Consider the following 15,440-nt stretch of genomic DNA (forward strand, 5'->3'; position numbering starts at 1 on the left):
TCCCTAAACCCGCCCCTACAATTGTCCCTAAACCCGCCCCTACAATTGTCCCTAAACCCGCCCCTACAATTGTCCCTAAACCCGCCCCTACAATTGTCCCTAAACCCGCTCCTACAATTGTCCCTAAACCCGCCCCTACAATTGTCCCTAAACCCGCTCCTACAATTGTCCCTAAACCCGCTCCTACAATTGTCCCTAAACCCGCCCCTACAATTGTCCCTAAACCCGCCCCTACAATTGTCCCTAAACCCGCCCCTACAGAGTCGGTGGGTTGGCTTGTCCTGTACTCGCAAGAGAGAGGATTATTTGTGACTCATGGAATTATTCAGGCGAAACCGTATTTTTTCGCGCTATACGGCTATCGTGATTTTGTCTGTCTTGGCTTTGGTCTTTATTGGCTTTGCTTTAATTCGTTCTCCTACGTTTATCATCCCCCCAACTGACCCCGCTAATCCAACCACTGTTTATGTCATTGATTACGGCTATCATTCACGTCTCATTTTGCCCGATCGCCAGGGCGGATTGATCCAGTATACTTATGGAGATTGGCATTATTTTGCCCTAAATCAGCAAGATTTAAGCGATGGATTAGCGGCACTGCTAATTCCCACCACCGGCACCCTCGGCAGAAAAAGAGCGAACGATATCACTGAACTTCAGCAAGAACTTGGTTCTGACTGGCAGGATACCCTATTGAGTTTTGAGGTAGCAAGAACTCAAGCTGCACAGTTATTAGAATCATTGAATGAACGCTTCAATCAAACCATTGATACGCGCATCGTCACTTCGCGTAATAACCTGGCTTTTGTTCAGGATGGGCAAGATTATAGTTTATTTCACAATAGCAATCACGAATTGGTTAACTGGTTAGAAGAATTAGACTGTCAAGTTGAAGGCTTTATTACCTTACCCAATTTTCAGGTAAAGCATTCAGAGAAGTAGTTTTACTTTTTGCCTTAATCAAGAGTGCCTTCACTTTTGAGGCTGGCGTAGAGCAAGAGAGGAGTAAAGAATGTCCTAACCTGTCAATGTAGCTGCTAAGTGGGTGGACACAATTAAAGTTAACGGTTGAGATTAGGGAACAGGGAACAGGGAACAGGGAACAGTAAGGGTTTAAGGGTGATTTACTTGCACTTAATACAGTACCGTTTTATGCGAGTCCGACTACTTATCAGAACCTACTGGGCTGACCCATCTTATTTGGTGGATTAGAATTGTAGGGGCGCACCGATGTGCGCCCATTTTAACGGTAAAATCTATTCCACAATTTTAGCTGTGTCAGTCCACTACTGGCGTGGCATACCTTATTTGACGAATTAGAATTACGCCCCGAAACCGTAGGGGCGCAAAGCTTTGCGCCCAATTCAATGGTAAAATCTATTCCACAATTTTAGCTGTGTCAGTCCGCTACTGGCGTGGCATACCTTATTTGATGAATTAGATTCGGCTTGTAGTAGAGAACCTTAGCCCTAGATCCCGTTGGGTTTCCTTGCGTCAACCCAACCTACAACCTAATCAAGTTCATGACTCACACTTGAGTGGTAAAGGATGGCAATATAGGATAGCAGTTGGACTGAACAGGACTATAATTAGGAGCTTGGCTTTCCTGCGTAACCCATACCCAGTATGGACGAGGGATTTAGCCATGAATGAAGATGACTCAACAATACGATGTATATGGTCTCGGTAATGCCTTACTGGACATTGAACTAGAAGTTTCCCCAGAGGTACTTCAAGAATTGGGCATTGATAAAGGGGTGATGACGTTAATTGAAGAAGATCATCAGCACAAGATCCTGAAACACTTGGAGGGTCAGTCAATGAAGCGCGGCGGTGGGGGATCGGCGGCAAATACAATGATTGCCCTGAGCCAATTTGGGGGTAAAGCCTTCTATTCTTGTAAAGTCGCCAATGATGAAGACGGACAGGTTTACCTGGGGGATTTGCTCCGCTTTAATGTAGAGACTAACCTGCAATACCATCCTCCTGAAGCTGGAATTACAGGTAAATGCTTGGTGTTTGTCACGCCGGATGCCGATCGCACGATGAATACGTTCCTGGGAATTTCCGCAAGTTTCTCAGAAACGGAATTAGTCCCTGACGCGATCGCTCAGTCTAAATATACCTATATTGAAGGGTATTTGGTCACGGGTGCTGCTAGCAAAGCGGCGGCGATTCAAGCCAGAGATCTTGCCAAAGCCGCAGGTCAAAAGGTTTCCCTATCTCTGTCTGACTTGAATATGGTGAAGTTCTTTAAAGAGGGATTGCTGGAAATCATTGGTTCAGGCGTGGATTTCCTCTTTGCCAATGAAAGCGAAGCCCTAAAAATGGCAGACACAGAAGATCTTACAGTTGCCGTTGATTACTTGAAAGGGTTGGCTAAAGGATTTGCGATTACCCGTGGACCGAAAGGATCGGTAATCTTTGATGGACAACAGATAATCGAGATTGATCCAGTTCCCGTTAAAGCAGTTGACACCGTTGGCGCCGGAGATATGTATGCTGGCGCGGTTCTTTACGGATTGACGCATGGGATGAGTTATGCTCAAGCTGGAGAGTTAGGATCTAAAGCGGCGGCAAAGTTGGTGACAAGTTTTGGTCCCCGCATGGACACACAAGACACTCGTTCTTTATTAGAGGAGAGCGGAGGGAGATGAGGGAGATAGGGGAGATGGGGGAGATGGGGGAGATGGGGAAGATGGGGAAGATGGGGAAGAGAATTTACAAATGACAAATGACGCTTAAAATCCCAATCATCCTATCTTGATGAGAGAACTAAATTCTCTGTGTAATCAGTGTCAATAAGTTCTCACCTCCCCACCCCTATCTCCCCAAAAAATCCGTGAAATCAGTGTTTTGACAAATGACTTAAATTAGGAGAACTCTGATGGTTCAATCAAATCCAAACCCGTTGAATGAACAAGCGCAATCAACGGCATCCCTATCTTCTGACAAAGGCGGAAACTATTCCTATTGCTCACTCCCTGAAGTTGCGCCGCGTGACTTGTCAGAAATTGTTGATCGGAATCGTGCCAATCTGATCCAATTTCTGGATAAGAAATGGGTGAACGGCACAATCTTACATTACTATTTCTTCGATCAGCCAACCTATTGGACAACGACTGAGACCGAAAAAAATGTTGTCCGTAAAGCCTTTGATGTCTGGAAGCAGGTGGGTATTGGACTGGAATTCAAGGAAGTGAACTCACCAGACGAAGCCGAAATCCGGATTGGCTTCCAGCGTGGAGATGGCGCTTGGTCTTATGTTGGCAGAGATGTTCTCAATATTGGGCGAGATGAGCGAACCATGAATTTTGGTTGGGATTTAACCCGCTATCCTGGAGAAATTGACACCGCCGTGCATGAGATTGGTCATACTCTAGGATTTCCCCACGAACACCAAAACCCTAATGCTGGAATTGTGTGGGATGAAGAAGCCGTTTACGCTGCACTCGCAGAACCTCCGAATAATTGGGATCGGGAAACCACGTATTACAATATCATTCGTAAAATTAACCCGGATACGGTACAAGGGTCAAACTGGGACCCCAACTCAATTATGCACTATCCCTTTGGCGCGGGTTTAATTCAAGCACCACCAAAATATCGGAATGGTTTAACTCCAGCACCTGGGTTATCAGAACGGGATAAAACTTGGGTCAAGCAGTTTTACCCACTCTTAGAAGAGAAAGATTACACCGAACTAAAACCCTTTCAATCGGTTCCCTTAACCCTCACACCTGGGGAACAAATGAACTTCCGTATCGAACCTGATGCGACACGATCCTATACGATTCGCACCTTTGGTATATCGGATACAGTTATGGTGCTATTTGAAGAGGTTAATGGTGAACTCCGTTATCTTACCGGGGATGACGATAGTGGCGAGGACTATAATGCCGAGATTCAGGTCAGGTTATTTCGGGGGCGTCGATATGTGTTACGTATCCGCCTCTACTATAGCGATCGCGCCGGAGAAACAGCCGTGATGATGTGGTAGGCTGTTCAGCATTTAGATTGGGATACCTACCAAGGAAGGCAACAGGAAATAACCAATTTAAATACGTTTTAACTTCAACCTTTTCCCCTACTATATTCGCTGTAATTTAGTGGGGGTTGCACTATTTCAAGGACGAGATACCTATATTCTTATGAAAGAATGATGATTGCCTCTTAGGAAAGCTCTTGTTGTGTTTCTACCATGCAGTTCACTAAACCCGTGTTTTTATACATTAACCGCCTCCTGTAAAACCTGATAGATATCTGGCTTTTGGCTAGCAATTACCTGATCTGGTAAATGTTTATGATATAGCGTTCGACATAAGCATCCTCCAACGCTATAAGTGTTTGTTCTACATTTTCTAGATAGTCTACCAGAGCTTTATGCAACATGAAAGCAACTGCTTTTCTAAGTCCTGGCGTAACCCTAAATAGTGGCGATAATCATTCGCCCACTCAATAAAAACTGCCTCATCTGAGAGTTGACCTTTGCTATAGCGATCAAAAAAATCCTCAGATTTCATATTTTGCTGATTTTCATACAAACTGAGTCGCTTGGTTACGGCTATCAGTGCATCCAAAGGCGACGTATATTGCACTCGTTCTTTTCGCATTCCCCCTCCTAAGTTAAACTGAATCTTCTGTACTGACTTTGCTAAAATATCAGTTTTAATAGCTCATAAAGCTTGTCTCCAGCGTCCACATTCCTAGTCAATAAATAGTCAGCAATAGCATTCAGATCTCGACTTGCAGAAGGTGAAATCAGATAACGACTCATTCTATCTCTTGACGTGCTTATTTAAATCTCTCTAAAATCCCCGCGACAACAGCGTCCCCATCTAATCCTTCCCCTCGATCAAGTTCTGCAATCCCTACATCAATCTTATTCCGCGTTTCCTCTATCCATTGTTCATACTCACCCTGAAGCTTTTTTAACAAGCGAAAAGCCATATCAATTATTTACTCTATTTCCTCGTGATTGGCAAATCTCCCACTCAGCACTTGAGATTTAATGAATTCTTCATGTTCCGGTTTTAAACTAATATTCATGGTTCCTCCTACAAGTTCAATAACTACGCCACATTCTCTGCAATCTTCTCTTCCAACTCCCACGCCTGATTGTAAACCTCCTGAATTTACCCACACCCAACACCCGACACCCCACACACCATACCCTACACCCTGTCTCCTTTTTTTTAGCTATCTTACCCACCCCTTGAGCTTACACACCCCTCATCTCCCCTCTACCACTAACTCTGGGACACGACGCCGGGGTATTTCGTAACTGAAGAAATCATACGCCAATTTTGTTTTGGGAAAAATCGCTTGAGCTTCCGCCAGTAAATCCTCTAACCCAATGTCATTTCCGGGGGCATAACGCGGGCTAAAATGGGTCATAATTAACTGCTTAACGCCAGCACTTAATGCCACTTGCGCCGCCATCGTTGATGTGGAATGTAACCGTTCAAATGCCAGTTGGGAATCTTGATGAGCAAACGTTGCTTCATGAATCAACACATCAGCATCCTGGGCAAGGTCTACCGCTCCATCACAATAGACCGTATCCGTACAGTAAACAAACTTACGCCCAATTTCGGGTTCCCCACACAAGTCTTTGCCCTGAATTTTACGCCCATCGTCTAGGGTGACGGTTTCTCCCCGTTTAAGTTTGCCATAAATTGGTCCGGGTGGAATCTTCAATGCCTTCGCTTTTTCCACATCAAACCGTCCCGGACGATCTTTTTCAACCACGCGATATCCAAACGCCGTCACACGATGCTTAAGCGCTCCACAGATTACCGTATATTCCTCATCCTCGTAAATAATGCCGGGGCTAACGGTGTGTACCTGAGTAGGGAATGAAAAACGAGTATGAGAGTATTTGCTGCAAGCTTTTAAGTAATCATTAAGACCGGGCGGACCATAAATATCAACCCGATCAACATTACCCGCTAACCCACAGCTAGCCAATAGCCCCATTAAGCCAAAGATATGATCCCCGTGCAAATGGGTGATAAAAATACGGCGAAGTTGACTGGTTTTGAGTTCACTGCGTAAAAGCTGATGCTGAGTGCCTTCACCACAGTCAAACAGCCAAAACTCTGCCCGTTGAGGTAGACGCAACGTCACACTGGATACATTGCGCGATCGCGTGGGTACTCCGGAACTGGTTCCTAAAAATGTAATTTGCACAGACTTGATCCTTGAACCTTAGTCGGGAAAACAGACTCCCCTATTCATGTTACAGTTTTGCGTTGGTCATTGGTCATTGGTCATTGGTCATTGGTCCTTTGCGATAATTGAACGGTGAGGTCGGGGCGGGTTTAATTACATCTGGGTGCAACCAAAAAGATAGTAGTGAAACCCGCCCCTACAGAATTCTTACAGGTGTAGGTTTTTTATTTTAGGGTGGGGACAAGACAAAGAGGACAAGGAAGGAAAGTAGACAAGGGAGAAAAACCTCCCTATCTCCCCCATCTCCCTCATCTCCCTCATCTCCCCCATCTCCCCCATCTCCCCTATCTCCCCCATCTCCCCCAGCTTCCCTGCGCTCAATCCACCTCAATTCGCACCGTTTGCACACCTGCTTCCACAGACACCTCGATCACCCTCGGTGGCTTAGGTTTGGGCATGATACTGATTTCACCATTACTTTCTAGACGAGCGATTTCCACCTGCATGGGTTCAGTGATTTTTCCCTTGAGACGCAACGATGACTCTAAATCTCTGTCACTAATATGACTTTTTCGCATCGCCTTGCGATTCACTTGACCCTCGCGAATTAATGTCCGAGGCTTACCCTTGACCCAAACATCAAAGCGCTCAACATGAAACGCCAGTGCTGACACTAACCCATGCATTCCCACTAATACTAACGCTGCGCCTAATGTGGGAAAATAGGGCGCAGCCCCATTAATCGCCCGACTCAAGGTAGACCCCAGAATCACACCCAACAGCACATCCATCGCTGCATGTTTGCCAATAAAGCGGCGATCGCCAATCACCCGCACCATGATCAGCGCCGCCCCATAGATAATTGCTGCCCGTAATCCCATCTGCCACACATTGAGCGTTGGGGCTTCGAGTCCCAATGCCCAGCTAATTGTATCCCCAAGTGCCTGCATCATCTTAATCCCTGACGTTAACTTGACGGCTCAGATCCGATCATCAGCACCGTAATCATACCTGCCAAGATAATTAACCCAACATTAATCGCCAGCAACTCCAAGCCACCAACCCCCCGAAGCGGATCATGGGACATAAACGCGATCGCCGCCGCCGCTGCAGCCGGGACTAATGCTAAAGCCGCCACGGTTCCCACTAATGTATCCACTTTCTGTTTCACTAAAGCAATGGTTCCAGCCACACCCGCCGCTAAAGCGACCACAACACTATACCAACCCGGTTCTACCCGTTCTTCCAATAGGGGTTTATTCAGGAGATTGTCATGAGAAGGCAGAATTTCGCTGGTGTTGAACACCCATACCGTCGCCATGGCTGAAATTGTCGCCACGAATAGCCCAACTACAGCCACAATGAAACCCCGTAGCGCCAGCCTGGGTTGACCTGCAACTAGGGCAAAGGCAACTAGGGATAAGGGCAGAAATGCGGGGGCAATAATCATCGAACCAATCAGAATTGGAATCGAATTGGTCAACAAGGCAATGGCGGATAAAATGCCCGCCATGCCCATTAACACCAAATAAGAGGGTGAAAGTACCACCTCTTCCGAGAGTTGCTGGAGAATCTTGGGTTCAACCAGAGGGGGCTGGGGAGTTTGAATCAACTCGTTTGGTTTGTCCATGATTAAAAAATAGGGAACAGGAAATCGGGAATAGGACTCTAGGCAATAGGAAATGGGATGGGAGAGATTTTCCCGACAGGAGATTATACCGCTGGGATCGCCCCGCACTAGCCGATCAACAAGAAACATGTTAAAAATATGCCTGTCAATCTTTTTCAGGGATGCAATCTTAGCCAGAGCAAAAATCAGCGTGCGGATTCTTGGTTCCAGTATCGGGAACGGAATAATCTAGCGACAACCAAGATTGGCAATTCCATCTCTGTTAATTATGAAACCGAGAGTAGTCTTCGGATGAGGAAGTTTTACAGATGACATCTAGACGTTTTCTCTTCACTGTGGTAAATATGCTCAAGTTAATGATTCGCTCTGGAGGGCGTCATTGGTGGCTCTCTTTTTTATTGTGGATGATTTTAGTCAGTCCCGCCCAAGCCCTAACGGAATTACGGGTGGCGATTGAAGAGGGCGTCAGTCGGGTTAAGGTGGGAAGTTCAACCAAAGCCATTGTTCGCGATAGCGCGGGTCAACCTGTGGGAGAACTGGCGCCGATGAATGGTTTTGACGCCCAATCTGGAGGAAGTGGGGTTCGTTTAGGGCGTTGGAGTTCGGGATCACTATGGATTGAACCCACTGAAGATGGTTTAGTTTGGATAGGCGATCGCTGGTATCGAGGGCGGACTCGATTAGTGGCGACGGGGGGGCGATTAACGGCGGTTAATCATGTGGACTTTGAGCAATATCTCTACAGCGTGATTGGCTCAGAAATGAGTCCGAGTTGGCCCCAAGAAGCCCTCAAAGCCCAAGCGGTTGCGGCTCGTACCTACGCCCTCTATAAACGAGCTGAATCAGGGAATAGCATCTACGATGTGGGTGATACGGTCAAGTGGCAAGTTTACAAGGGAATGGACACTGAAGCCGAAAGCACTCATACTGCTGTCAACGCCACAGCCGGACAGATTTTGACCTACGGCGGTGATGTGATTCTATCCGTTTTCCATTCCTCGTCGGGTGGACACACAGAAAATGTGGAAGATATTTGGAGTAAACCCTTAGCGTATCTGCGAGGAGTTCCTGATTATGATGTGGGATCGCCTGTCTATCAATGGACTCAAACCTTTTCCGGTAGCGAATTGGGACGCCGGATTGGTGGAGTTGGGCGCGTCACCTCGATGACGCCAGAACGGACAACTCCCCATGGGCGGATTGTCACCATGCGAGTCAAAGGAACAGGCGGGAGTAAGCGGGTTAGTGGCAATACGATGCGTAAGGCGCTGGGACTAAAAAGCACCCTGTTTACGGTGAGTAACATGGGGGGAAGTTTTCAAGTCAGTGGTCGCGGCTATGGTCACGGATTAGGTTTAAGTCAATGGGGGGCGCATAATTTAGCGCAACAGGGTGTTAACTATCAACAGATTTTGAGTCATTATTATCAACAGGCAATGATTTCTCAGCTTCCGTAATTTCAGAACAGACAATTGCGGGTTTTAGGGGGTTGGTAACCCAGTCACCCAGGTTTGAGGGTCTTGGTTACCAAGCCCCTACGATTGTTTATTTGGGTGTATAATGCTATTTATGCCTATTCACTTATTAGCTCAACTCAAAGCTGGATCTGTCTATTTTTTTAGGGGACTAACGGTTAGTATCATTGTCTTGTCTATCACCGGTTATTTGGGTCAATTCAATGTATTTTTAGATATAACGTCTAATTTTAAAATTCAATATTTCATTTTAGGGTTATTTCTATGCATTTTTTTTACTCTAACACAACAGCGAATCTGGCTAATTGTCAGTTTAGCTTGTGTTTTAATTAATCTGGTAGAAATTTTGCCATGGTATATTCCCCAAGGAAATGTTGCTTCCGGTCAACCCTTGCGACTGTTATCCCTGAATGTCTTGGCGTCCAATCAGCAGTATGACCAGGTGATTGCTTTAGTTGAGCAAGAAAAACCTGCGATCGCGGCTTTTTTAGAAGCTAATGTGATCTGGTCAGAGAAGTTGCAGGTTTTAGCCAAAAGTTTCCCTTATCATATCAGCGCCAAGATACTTGAGATGGAACTCTATAGTAATATTCCCTTAGAAAATTATTCGATTCAGCGTTACGGACACAATCGCGGCAATCTCTTAGCGGATTTAACGATTGGGGGTAAAAAAGTCTCTCTAATTATCAGTCATACGATGCAGCCATTAATGTTTGATCAAGATGGGTTCAAGTGGCGCAATCAACATCTAGAAGCAGGAATTGGGCGTTATGTCAAACACCTCAAAACACCCGTTATTTTAATGGGTGATTTGAATATAACCCTATGGTCACCTTATTATAAAAAAGCCATTCATTATTCTGGACTGCGGAATGCCAGGGCAGGATTTGGGCTTTTACCAACCTTTCCGGCGGGAATCCCTGGGTTTTCGATTCCGATTGATCATTGTTTAGTCAGTTCAGATGTTTCAGTTTTTAATAGTAAAACGGGTAATTATGTAGGTTCTGATCATTTAGCTATAATCACAGATGTGATCATTCCTGATAATTAGTAGAGACGTTATTTGTAGGGGTGGATGTAGGAACAATTTGTAGGGGCGGGTTTAGGGACAATTGTAGGGGTGGATGTAGGAACAATTTGTAGGGGCGGGTTTAGGGACAATTGTAGGGGTGGGTGTAGGAACAATTTGTAGGGGCGGGTTTAGGGACTAAAATCGGCTACTCAGAACTAACTGAAAAACAAAACCCGCCCTACCTCACCAATAAATGGACAAAAAAAACGCCCTTTCCACCAATAAATGGACAACACAATCCGCCCTATTCTTGTGCAATAATGCCACCAGCCTACTACAAAAACAATGGGTTCGTAGTCGGCAGGAATTTATTGGTTGGGTTCAATATTTTGGCAGGGCGGGTTTTGGATGAAATGTAGTGATTTCTCCGTTACTTGAGTTCCTAAACCCGCCCCTACATTTGGATTGACTGGTAGGTAATACTAAACTATTGCACTTAATGAACAACAAAATCCGCTCTCAACAATGGGTTCGTAGTCGGCACGAATTTATTGGTTGGGTTCAATATTTTGGCAGGGCGGGTTTTGGATGAAATGTAGTGATTTCTCCGTTACTTGAATTCCTAAACCCGCCCCTACATTTGGATTTGCCTGTCAATTAATTAACGTACAGGAGCAATCTGACGCTCAAAATCCTCTCGATTGGCAAAACTTTTAAACACGCGATTCATTTTTGTCAGTTCAAAAATCATCTTAACTTGGTCACAAAGGGAGCAGATAAACAGTTGACCGCCAGCCGCCTGAACTGTTTTTAGCGTGGCAACTAAAGCCCCTAAGCCTGTACTATTCATAAACGTGACCTCCTGAAAGTCAACCAAGACAATATTCGCACCACTTTCAACAACATCATTGACTTCACGCCGAAGTTGATTGACGCTTACACCGTCTAAGATACCAGCAGGTTGAACAACTTTAATGGTTTTACTCATTTGCATGACTCCTTTGTTGTGAATAAATTTACTTTGTGATTGGTCATTTGTCATTTAGACAGGGCGGATGTAGGGTGCGTTAGCGTTCGCGAAGCGTTCCCGCAGGGTAGCGTAACGCACCATTTCAAACGATAGTAGTGAAACTGATCATTGATAACCTAGTTAGAATGTCACTGACTTAAGCGTTTGTAGTAAGCGCTTTAGCGCTTAAGGCACTAAAGTGCCGACTACGAACCTATCTTATTTCAGTGCTATTCAACCTAGTTACGGCTAGCTTTGGGTTGCCAGACGGCGGCTCGAATAATTACCCATAACAGGGACAAACTATAAACTGCCCAAAGCCCATTGATAAGATAAAGTCCAGGATTCTCTAACTCTCCCATTGCTAATCGATACAGACACCATAGTATTCCCAAAATCGTGAGGATAACTATCGTTAACTGGGGTAAAACTAACCGAAGATACATCCCAGATTGACGCTGCTTGGGCGTAACTTGGAACTTGATCGGGCGTCCCGTGAAGACACTCCAAACCGCTTGGATAAAGAGGGGAAATAAGGCGATCGCGTATTGCTCCGAACGCCACAGTTCCCGGGCGGGAATCCCTCAACTTGCGGCGATAAAGGTTAAACGGTTGAGAACAAAGGCGGGAATGAAGTAGATGGCAAACTCATCTCCATAAGCTTGCACCGGAATAATCCCGGTGAAGAAATAAACAATCGGACAGATGAGAAAGACAACCGTAGCAAAGCCAGAGAAATAGCTGTACATGGTTTGAAAATAGTGTAACTGTTGCCAAAAGGTTAACCCCGGTTTACTGAAGGGATTTTCTCGCAGGAGAACCTGGAGGGTTCCCTGCGCCCAGTGTAGCTTTTGTTTGAGCGTAGAACTTAAGTGATCGGGGGCTAATCCTGTCGCTAATTCTTCATGGTGATAGGCAGATTTCCACCCCGCTGCATGGAGGCGCATGGCGGTATTCATGTCTTCGGTAATGCTGTTACTGGAGACACCACCGACTAAGTCAAATTCGGCTAACCGTTTTTGATCCACGGCGAATTCATCGGCAAAGTTTTGCAAGCCGACACTAATTAATGCCTCGCGTCTTAACACGGCATTGGTTCCGGTGTAAAACGCCGAATTCATACCATCTTTTGCCTGTTGAATGGGTCCGTAGAATAAGTGGGCTTGATGTCCAAAGGGGTCTCCAGGAGGGATATTATAGAAGGCTTGGGGGGTTTGGACAAAGGCGATTTGATTGCTTTCATATTTCCCAGTATTGAGGTTGTAGGTGTAAAAGTAGGGCAGAACTCGTTGTAAGAATTGGGGTTTGGGAATGTGATCCGCATCTAGGGTGAGGATAAAATCGCCAGAGGTTTCGCCGGAAAACATCGCGTAGTTTATATTACCCGCTTTGGCATGGTGGGGTTTGTCTTTGGGTTTAGGACGCGCAATGTAACGACAGCGAACTAAGTTACTGAGTTCTAATTCTTTTTGGTAAATCGCTTTTTCGACGGTTCTAATTTCAGAGGCTAAATTACTGCTCAAGTTGGGGGATGTGGGATGTAAGACGCGCAGCCAATTCCGCAGACTTTTGAGATGACTGGTAACGGTATAGGAGGGACAATCTTGCTCAACCTCAGACAGGGGAGAATAGGTTTTAATCATGAGCAAACAGTTGCGATTATCTAAGGTGCGCGTATAACTCAAATAATCCGCCACTTGATGCATAATATTGACGCCACGCCCCCGTTCTGCGGTTTCCTCGACTGGATTCGGGTTATTGAGTACATGACCCTCTAAATCAAAGGCGATTCCTTTATCCCAAATTCGCATCTCTATGGATTGGGTAAAAATAGAGACTTCCAGCGTAATTGGCGTTTCTGGGGGCAAGTTTTTATGGGCGTGGGAAATGGCGTTATCAAATCCTTCCGCGAGTACGGTTTGACATTCTAACCAGACGGAGTTAGGAATTCTGGGTTGGCGTAATTGCTCAAACCAGGATAAAACTTGAGATAAGGCATTAAAGTCGGTAGTGACGGTAAGTTGGAAGGATTCCAAAAATTGCTCGGCTTGGGAAATTTCTCGGGCTAAATTTTTCAGTTGCTGACGCCGATTTTCTAACTCGGAACGCTCGTATTAATCCGCTCGGCTTCTTGTTGCAACATGGGCGATTGTAAGTCCTCTAATCCGAGTTTTTCGGTCATGGCTCGCAAGTCGGGGGAATTGCCATCATCGAGAACGTAAACCGATAGTTTGGTGAGGAGATAATGGAGGGCTAAGGCAGCGCGTGTGGTTGTTTCAACTAATTCCGGGGGTTCGTTGTAGCAGGTAATAAACACATCCACCGTGGGAAATTCTGCTGGGGGTAAGGGTGGGCTGAGTTGCCACAATGAGCGGACTTTGTAAACGATGGGTCGCCATAATCCCAGTAAAAACATGACGCCGCCTACGTAACAGTAAATTTCGGCGAGGAGTAGGGGAATGGATAGCCACAGCGCATTGGTATTAATTGAATGAGTAATTCGCCAGTGGAGATACCAAGCACCAAAAATTAAGTTGATTTCGGCTAAATAGCGAAATAGTAAGGTTCGTTCTTTGAGGCGGGAGCGAATGTTGCTTAAAAAAACAGAGGAGTTTTCTAGAAGTGAAATAGAGGTGGTCATGGTGATTTTAGAAGGTAGAAGGCAGGAGGTAGAAGGCAGGAGGTAGAAGGCAGAAGGCAGGAGGCAGGAGGCAGGAGGCAGGAGATAATTAACTTAGAGTGAATGTCGCTGACTTAAGCTGGGTTCGTAGTAGGCACGAAGCGTGCCAGAAGCGCTAAAGCGCTTACTACAAACTCTAAAGTCAGTGCCATTCGAGTTAGGATTAGGTGAACTTGATAAGTAGTTGGACAAAAGAAAACAACAGTTTATTAAGTTTGGTAAACAGATCTCAAACCCTTACATAGCTTGCTTCTCGCGAAGCGAGTAGGACGAATGACAAATGACAAATGACAAATGACAAATGACAAATGACAAATGACGATTTCAACAGTTAACTTTAATTGTGTCCAGCTACTTATCATGACGTTTCAAAATCCTAATGTGGAACGCCAGTAGGTTCTCGCTGTTCCCGTGATTAACTGGGCGGTTTGCTGAACCGTCGTCGGCAATCCTTGACCGGAATCTCCCGTTTCTACCGCTTGCCACCAGGGAGAATTCAGGGCGGTTTGGGGGCGAATCAGGGGTTGCTGATCGGTGGCGGTGTAGAGTAGGGATTGCAAGATCAGACTGTTGGTACTGCCACTCAATCCCTTGGCAGTTTCCCCGGTTTTCTCATAGAATCCCTCATAGTAACCAGATTGGGAATTATAGCGATCGCGGATTGCCTCCCATAGCTGCTGAGTATAGTCATGGTTCGGGAATAGGGCATGAAAGCCAAAGCCAACGGCTGTACTCACCGTGCGATTGTCGGGAACCGAGTTTCCCTGATCATCCAGAGTTGCCCAGGGTTTGCCCTTGCCAATAATCGTGCTATTGACAATATAGGGCGGTTGATCCAATAGGGTAGTCGCCGCCCCTGTGACGGTACCTGTGCGACGATAGCGTTGGGCTTGGGCTTGCAGAAGCGGTTGCACCAACGTCATCATAGAAGGATCAAAGCCAAATTCTAAGCCGTAGAGGAGAAAGGGATTACTAACCGTGGAGGAGTCTGGGCTGGCTAAGGGTACGGAAACCCCCTCAACCAGGGTTGTCGGATAGTTCTGGCTATCCGGAGACTGGGTAACGTTGAACCCCCAGAGTTGAAATGCCCGCGCTGCATAGTCTACATAGCCGAGGCGGGTTTCGGGCGTGACATGGGTTCGCAGTCGTCCATTGTTATCCTGTGTCACCTTGGCGCTATAGAGAATCCCATCCCGGATAACTTGAGAATAAGACCAATCCAACACCAGATGATCCACAACGTCAGTGTATTCTGGATGACACGTTTTCAACTGATACAACGCCGCCAATAGTCGTCCCAAATCCAACGCCGACCAACCTGTACCGATATAATTTTGCTAACTTATGCTAACAATGCACTCTAAAAGACAAGCTCTTAGAGAGGGGATATCTCCCAAAGCCCGTAGGAAAATCCCACGGGCGCCGTTAATGTCCCTGTCCATCCGAAATCCATCACCACC

At 46.0% G+C, this 15,440-nt stretch carries 14 protein-coding genes and 1 pseudogene; 5 read left to right on the forward strand and 10 right to left on the reverse strand.

The features are described 5' to 3' along the window. Positions 1 to 315 precede the first annotated feature (315 nt). The 3 genes from RIE73_RS27735 to RIE73_RS27745 all read left to right on the forward strand — a co-directional run bounded on the left by RIE73_RS27735 (position 316) and on the right by RIE73_RS27745 (position 4,000). The gene (locus RIE73_RS27735; protein WP_446404247.1) at positions 316 to 942 is read left to right on the forward strand and encodes a DUF2459 domain-containing protein; all 627 of its coding nucleotides are present in this window, start codon (positions 316 to 318) and stop codon (positions 940 to 942) included. Between the two features lie 713 nt (positions 943 to 1,655). Beyond that, positions 1,656 to 2,657 carry an adenosine kinase gene (locus tag RIE73_RS27740; RefSeq protein ID WP_446404248.1) on the forward strand — a complete coding sequence of 334 codons (1,002 nt, stop codon included), beginning with the start codon at positions 1,656 to 1,658 and terminating at the stop codon, positions 2,655 to 2,657. Positions 2,658 to 2,887: 230 nt separating this feature from the next. Further along, positions 2,888 to 4,000 (forward strand): matrixin family metalloprotease, encoded by a 1,113-nt coding sequence (locus tag RIE73_RS27745; protein WP_446404249.1) that lies wholly within the window; start codon positions 2,888 to 2,890, stop codon positions 3,998 to 4,000. A 370-nt stretch (positions 4,001 to 4,370) separates the two neighbouring features. Here the strand turns inward: RIE73_RS27745 and tumA are convergent, their stop codons facing one another. The 7 genes from tumA to RIE73_RS27780 all read right to left on the reverse strand — a co-directional run bounded on the left by tumA (position 4,371) and on the right by RIE73_RS27780 (position 7,933). After that, a complete protein-coding gene (gene tumA, locus RIE73_RS27750; protein ID WP_446404250.1) occupies positions 4,371 to 4,613 on the reverse strand; it encodes an antitoxin TumA in 243 nt (80 codons plus the stop codon). A gap of 181 nt (positions 4,614 to 4,794) precedes the next feature. Continuing rightward, a complete protein-coding gene (locus tag RIE73_RS27755) occupies positions 4,795 to 4,950 on the reverse strand; it encodes a hypothetical protein (protein WP_446404251.1) in 156 nt (51 codons plus the stop codon). A gap of 9 nt (positions 4,951 to 4,959) precedes the next feature. After that, positions 4,960 to 5,049 (reverse strand): ribbon-helix-helix domain-containing protein, encoded by a 90-nt coding sequence (locus RIE73_RS27760; RefSeq protein WP_446404252.1) that lies wholly within the window; start codon positions 5,047 to 5,049, stop codon positions 4,960 to 4,962. Between the two features lie 183 nt (positions 5,050 to 5,232). Then, a complete protein-coding gene (locus tag RIE73_RS27765) occupies positions 5,233 to 6,192 on the reverse strand; it encodes a ribonuclease Z (RefSeq protein WP_446404253.1) in 960 nt (319 codons plus the stop codon). Positions 6,193 to 6,403: 211 nt separating this feature from the next. Then, positions 6,404 to 6,565 carry a hypothetical protein gene (locus tag RIE73_RS27770; protein WP_446404254.1) on the reverse strand — a complete coding sequence of 54 codons (162 nt, stop codon included), beginning with the start codon at positions 6,563 to 6,565 and terminating at the stop codon, positions 6,404 to 6,406. Beyond that, positions 6,552 to 7,127, reverse strand: coding sequence for a DUF421 domain-containing protein (locus RIE73_RS27775; protein ID WP_446404255.1), 576 nt, complete (start codon positions 7,125 to 7,127; stop codon positions 6,552 to 6,554). The genes RIE73_RS27770 and RIE73_RS27775 overlap by 14 nt, the downstream gene beginning before the upstream one ends. A gap of 14 nt (positions 7,128 to 7,141) precedes the next feature. Further along, on the reverse strand, positions 7,142 to 7,933 hold the full coding sequence (locus RIE73_RS27780) for a DUF389 domain-containing protein (RefSeq protein WP_446404256.1): 792 nt from the start codon (positions 7,931 to 7,933) through the stop codon (positions 7,142 to 7,144). Between the two features lie 179 nt (positions 7,934 to 8,112). Between RIE73_RS27780 and RIE73_RS27785 the strand changes: the two genes are divergently transcribed. Both RIE73_RS27785 and RIE73_RS27790 read left to right on the forward strand, forming a co-directional pair. Further along, positions 8,113 to 9,261: a SpoIID/LytB domain-containing protein gene (locus tag RIE73_RS27785; protein ID WP_446404257.1), complete on the forward strand. Its 1,149-nt coding sequence runs from the start codon at positions 8,113 to 8,115 to the stop codon at positions 9,259 to 9,261. A gap of 112 nt (positions 9,262 to 9,373) precedes the next feature. Next, the gene (locus RIE73_RS27790; protein WP_446404258.1) at positions 9,374 to 10,330 is read left to right on the forward strand and encodes an endonuclease/exonuclease/phosphatase family protein; all 957 of its coding nucleotides are present in this window, start codon (positions 9,374 to 9,376) and stop codon (positions 10,328 to 10,330) included. 622 nt (positions 10,331 to 10,952) lie between these two features. Here RIE73_RS27790 and RIE73_RS27795 read toward each other — a convergent pair. The 3 genes and pseudogenes from RIE73_RS27795 to RIE73_RS27805 all read right to left on the reverse strand — a co-directional run bounded on the left by RIE73_RS27795 (position 10,953) and on the right by RIE73_RS27805 (position 15,308). Further along, positions 10,953 to 11,279: an STAS domain-containing protein gene (locus RIE73_RS27795; protein WP_446404259.1), complete on the reverse strand. Its 327-nt coding sequence runs from the start codon at positions 11,277 to 11,279 to the stop codon at positions 10,953 to 10,955. A gap of 260 nt (positions 11,280 to 11,539) precedes the next feature. Further along, positions 11,540 to 13,941, reverse strand: a pseudogene (locus tag RIE73_RS27800) (glycosyltransferase family 2 protein). A gap of 407 nt (positions 13,942 to 14,348) precedes the next feature. Continuing rightward, a complete protein-coding gene (locus RIE73_RS27805) occupies positions 14,349 to 15,308 on the reverse strand; it encodes a DUF3131 domain-containing protein (protein WP_446404260.1) in 960 nt (319 codons plus the stop codon). Between the last annotated feature and the right edge of the window lie 132 nt (positions 15,309 to 15,440).

The sequence above is a fragment of the Coleofasciculus sp. C1-SOL-03 genome, from assembly GCF_040220555.1.
In the GTDB taxonomy this organism is placed as follows: domain Bacteria; phylum Cyanobacteriota; class Cyanobacteriia; order Cyanobacteriales; family Coleofasciculaceae; genus Coleofasciculus.

Coding starts and splice junctions, on each gene's coding strand:
- RIE73_RS27740 (WP_446404248.1), top strand. CDS start 1,656: ATGACTCAACAATACGATGTATATGGTCTCGGTAATGCCTTACTGGAC.
- RIE73_RS27775 (WP_446404255.1), bottom strand. CDS start 7,127: ATGATGCAGGCACTTGGGGATACAATTAGCTGGGCATTGGGACTCGAA.
- RIE73_RS27780 (WP_446404256.1), bottom strand. CDS start 7,933: ATGTTTCTTGTTGATCGGCTAGTGCGGGGCGATCCCAGCGGTATAATC.
- tumA (WP_446404250.1), bottom strand. CDS start 4,613: ATGCGAAAAGAACGAGTGCAATATACGTCGCCTTTGGATGCACTGATA.
- RIE73_RS27735 (WP_446404247.1), top strand. CDS start 316: ATGGAATTATTCAGGCGAAACCGTATTTTTTCGCGCTATACGGCTATC.
- RIE73_RS27790 (WP_446404258.1), top strand. CDS start 9,374: ATGCCTATTCACTTATTAGCTCAACTCAAAGCTGGATCTGTCTATTTT.
- RIE73_RS27760 (WP_446404252.1), bottom strand. CDS start 5,049: ATGAATATTAGTTTAAAACCGGAACATGAAGAATTCATTAAATCTCAA.
- RIE73_RS27755 (WP_446404251.1), bottom strand. CDS start 4,950: ATGGCTTTTCGCTTGTTAAAAAAGCTTCAGGGTGAGTATGAACAATGG.
- RIE73_RS27785 (WP_446404257.1), top strand. CDS start 8,113: ATGACATCTAGACGTTTTCTCTTCACTGTGGTAAATATGCTCAAGTTA.
- RIE73_RS27745 (WP_446404249.1), top strand. CDS start 2,888: ATGGTTCAATCAAATCCAAACCCGTTGAATGAACAAGCGCAATCAACG.
- RIE73_RS27795 (WP_446404259.1), bottom strand. CDS start 11,279: ATGAGTAAAACCATTAAAGTTGTTCAACCTGCTGGTATCTTAGACGGT.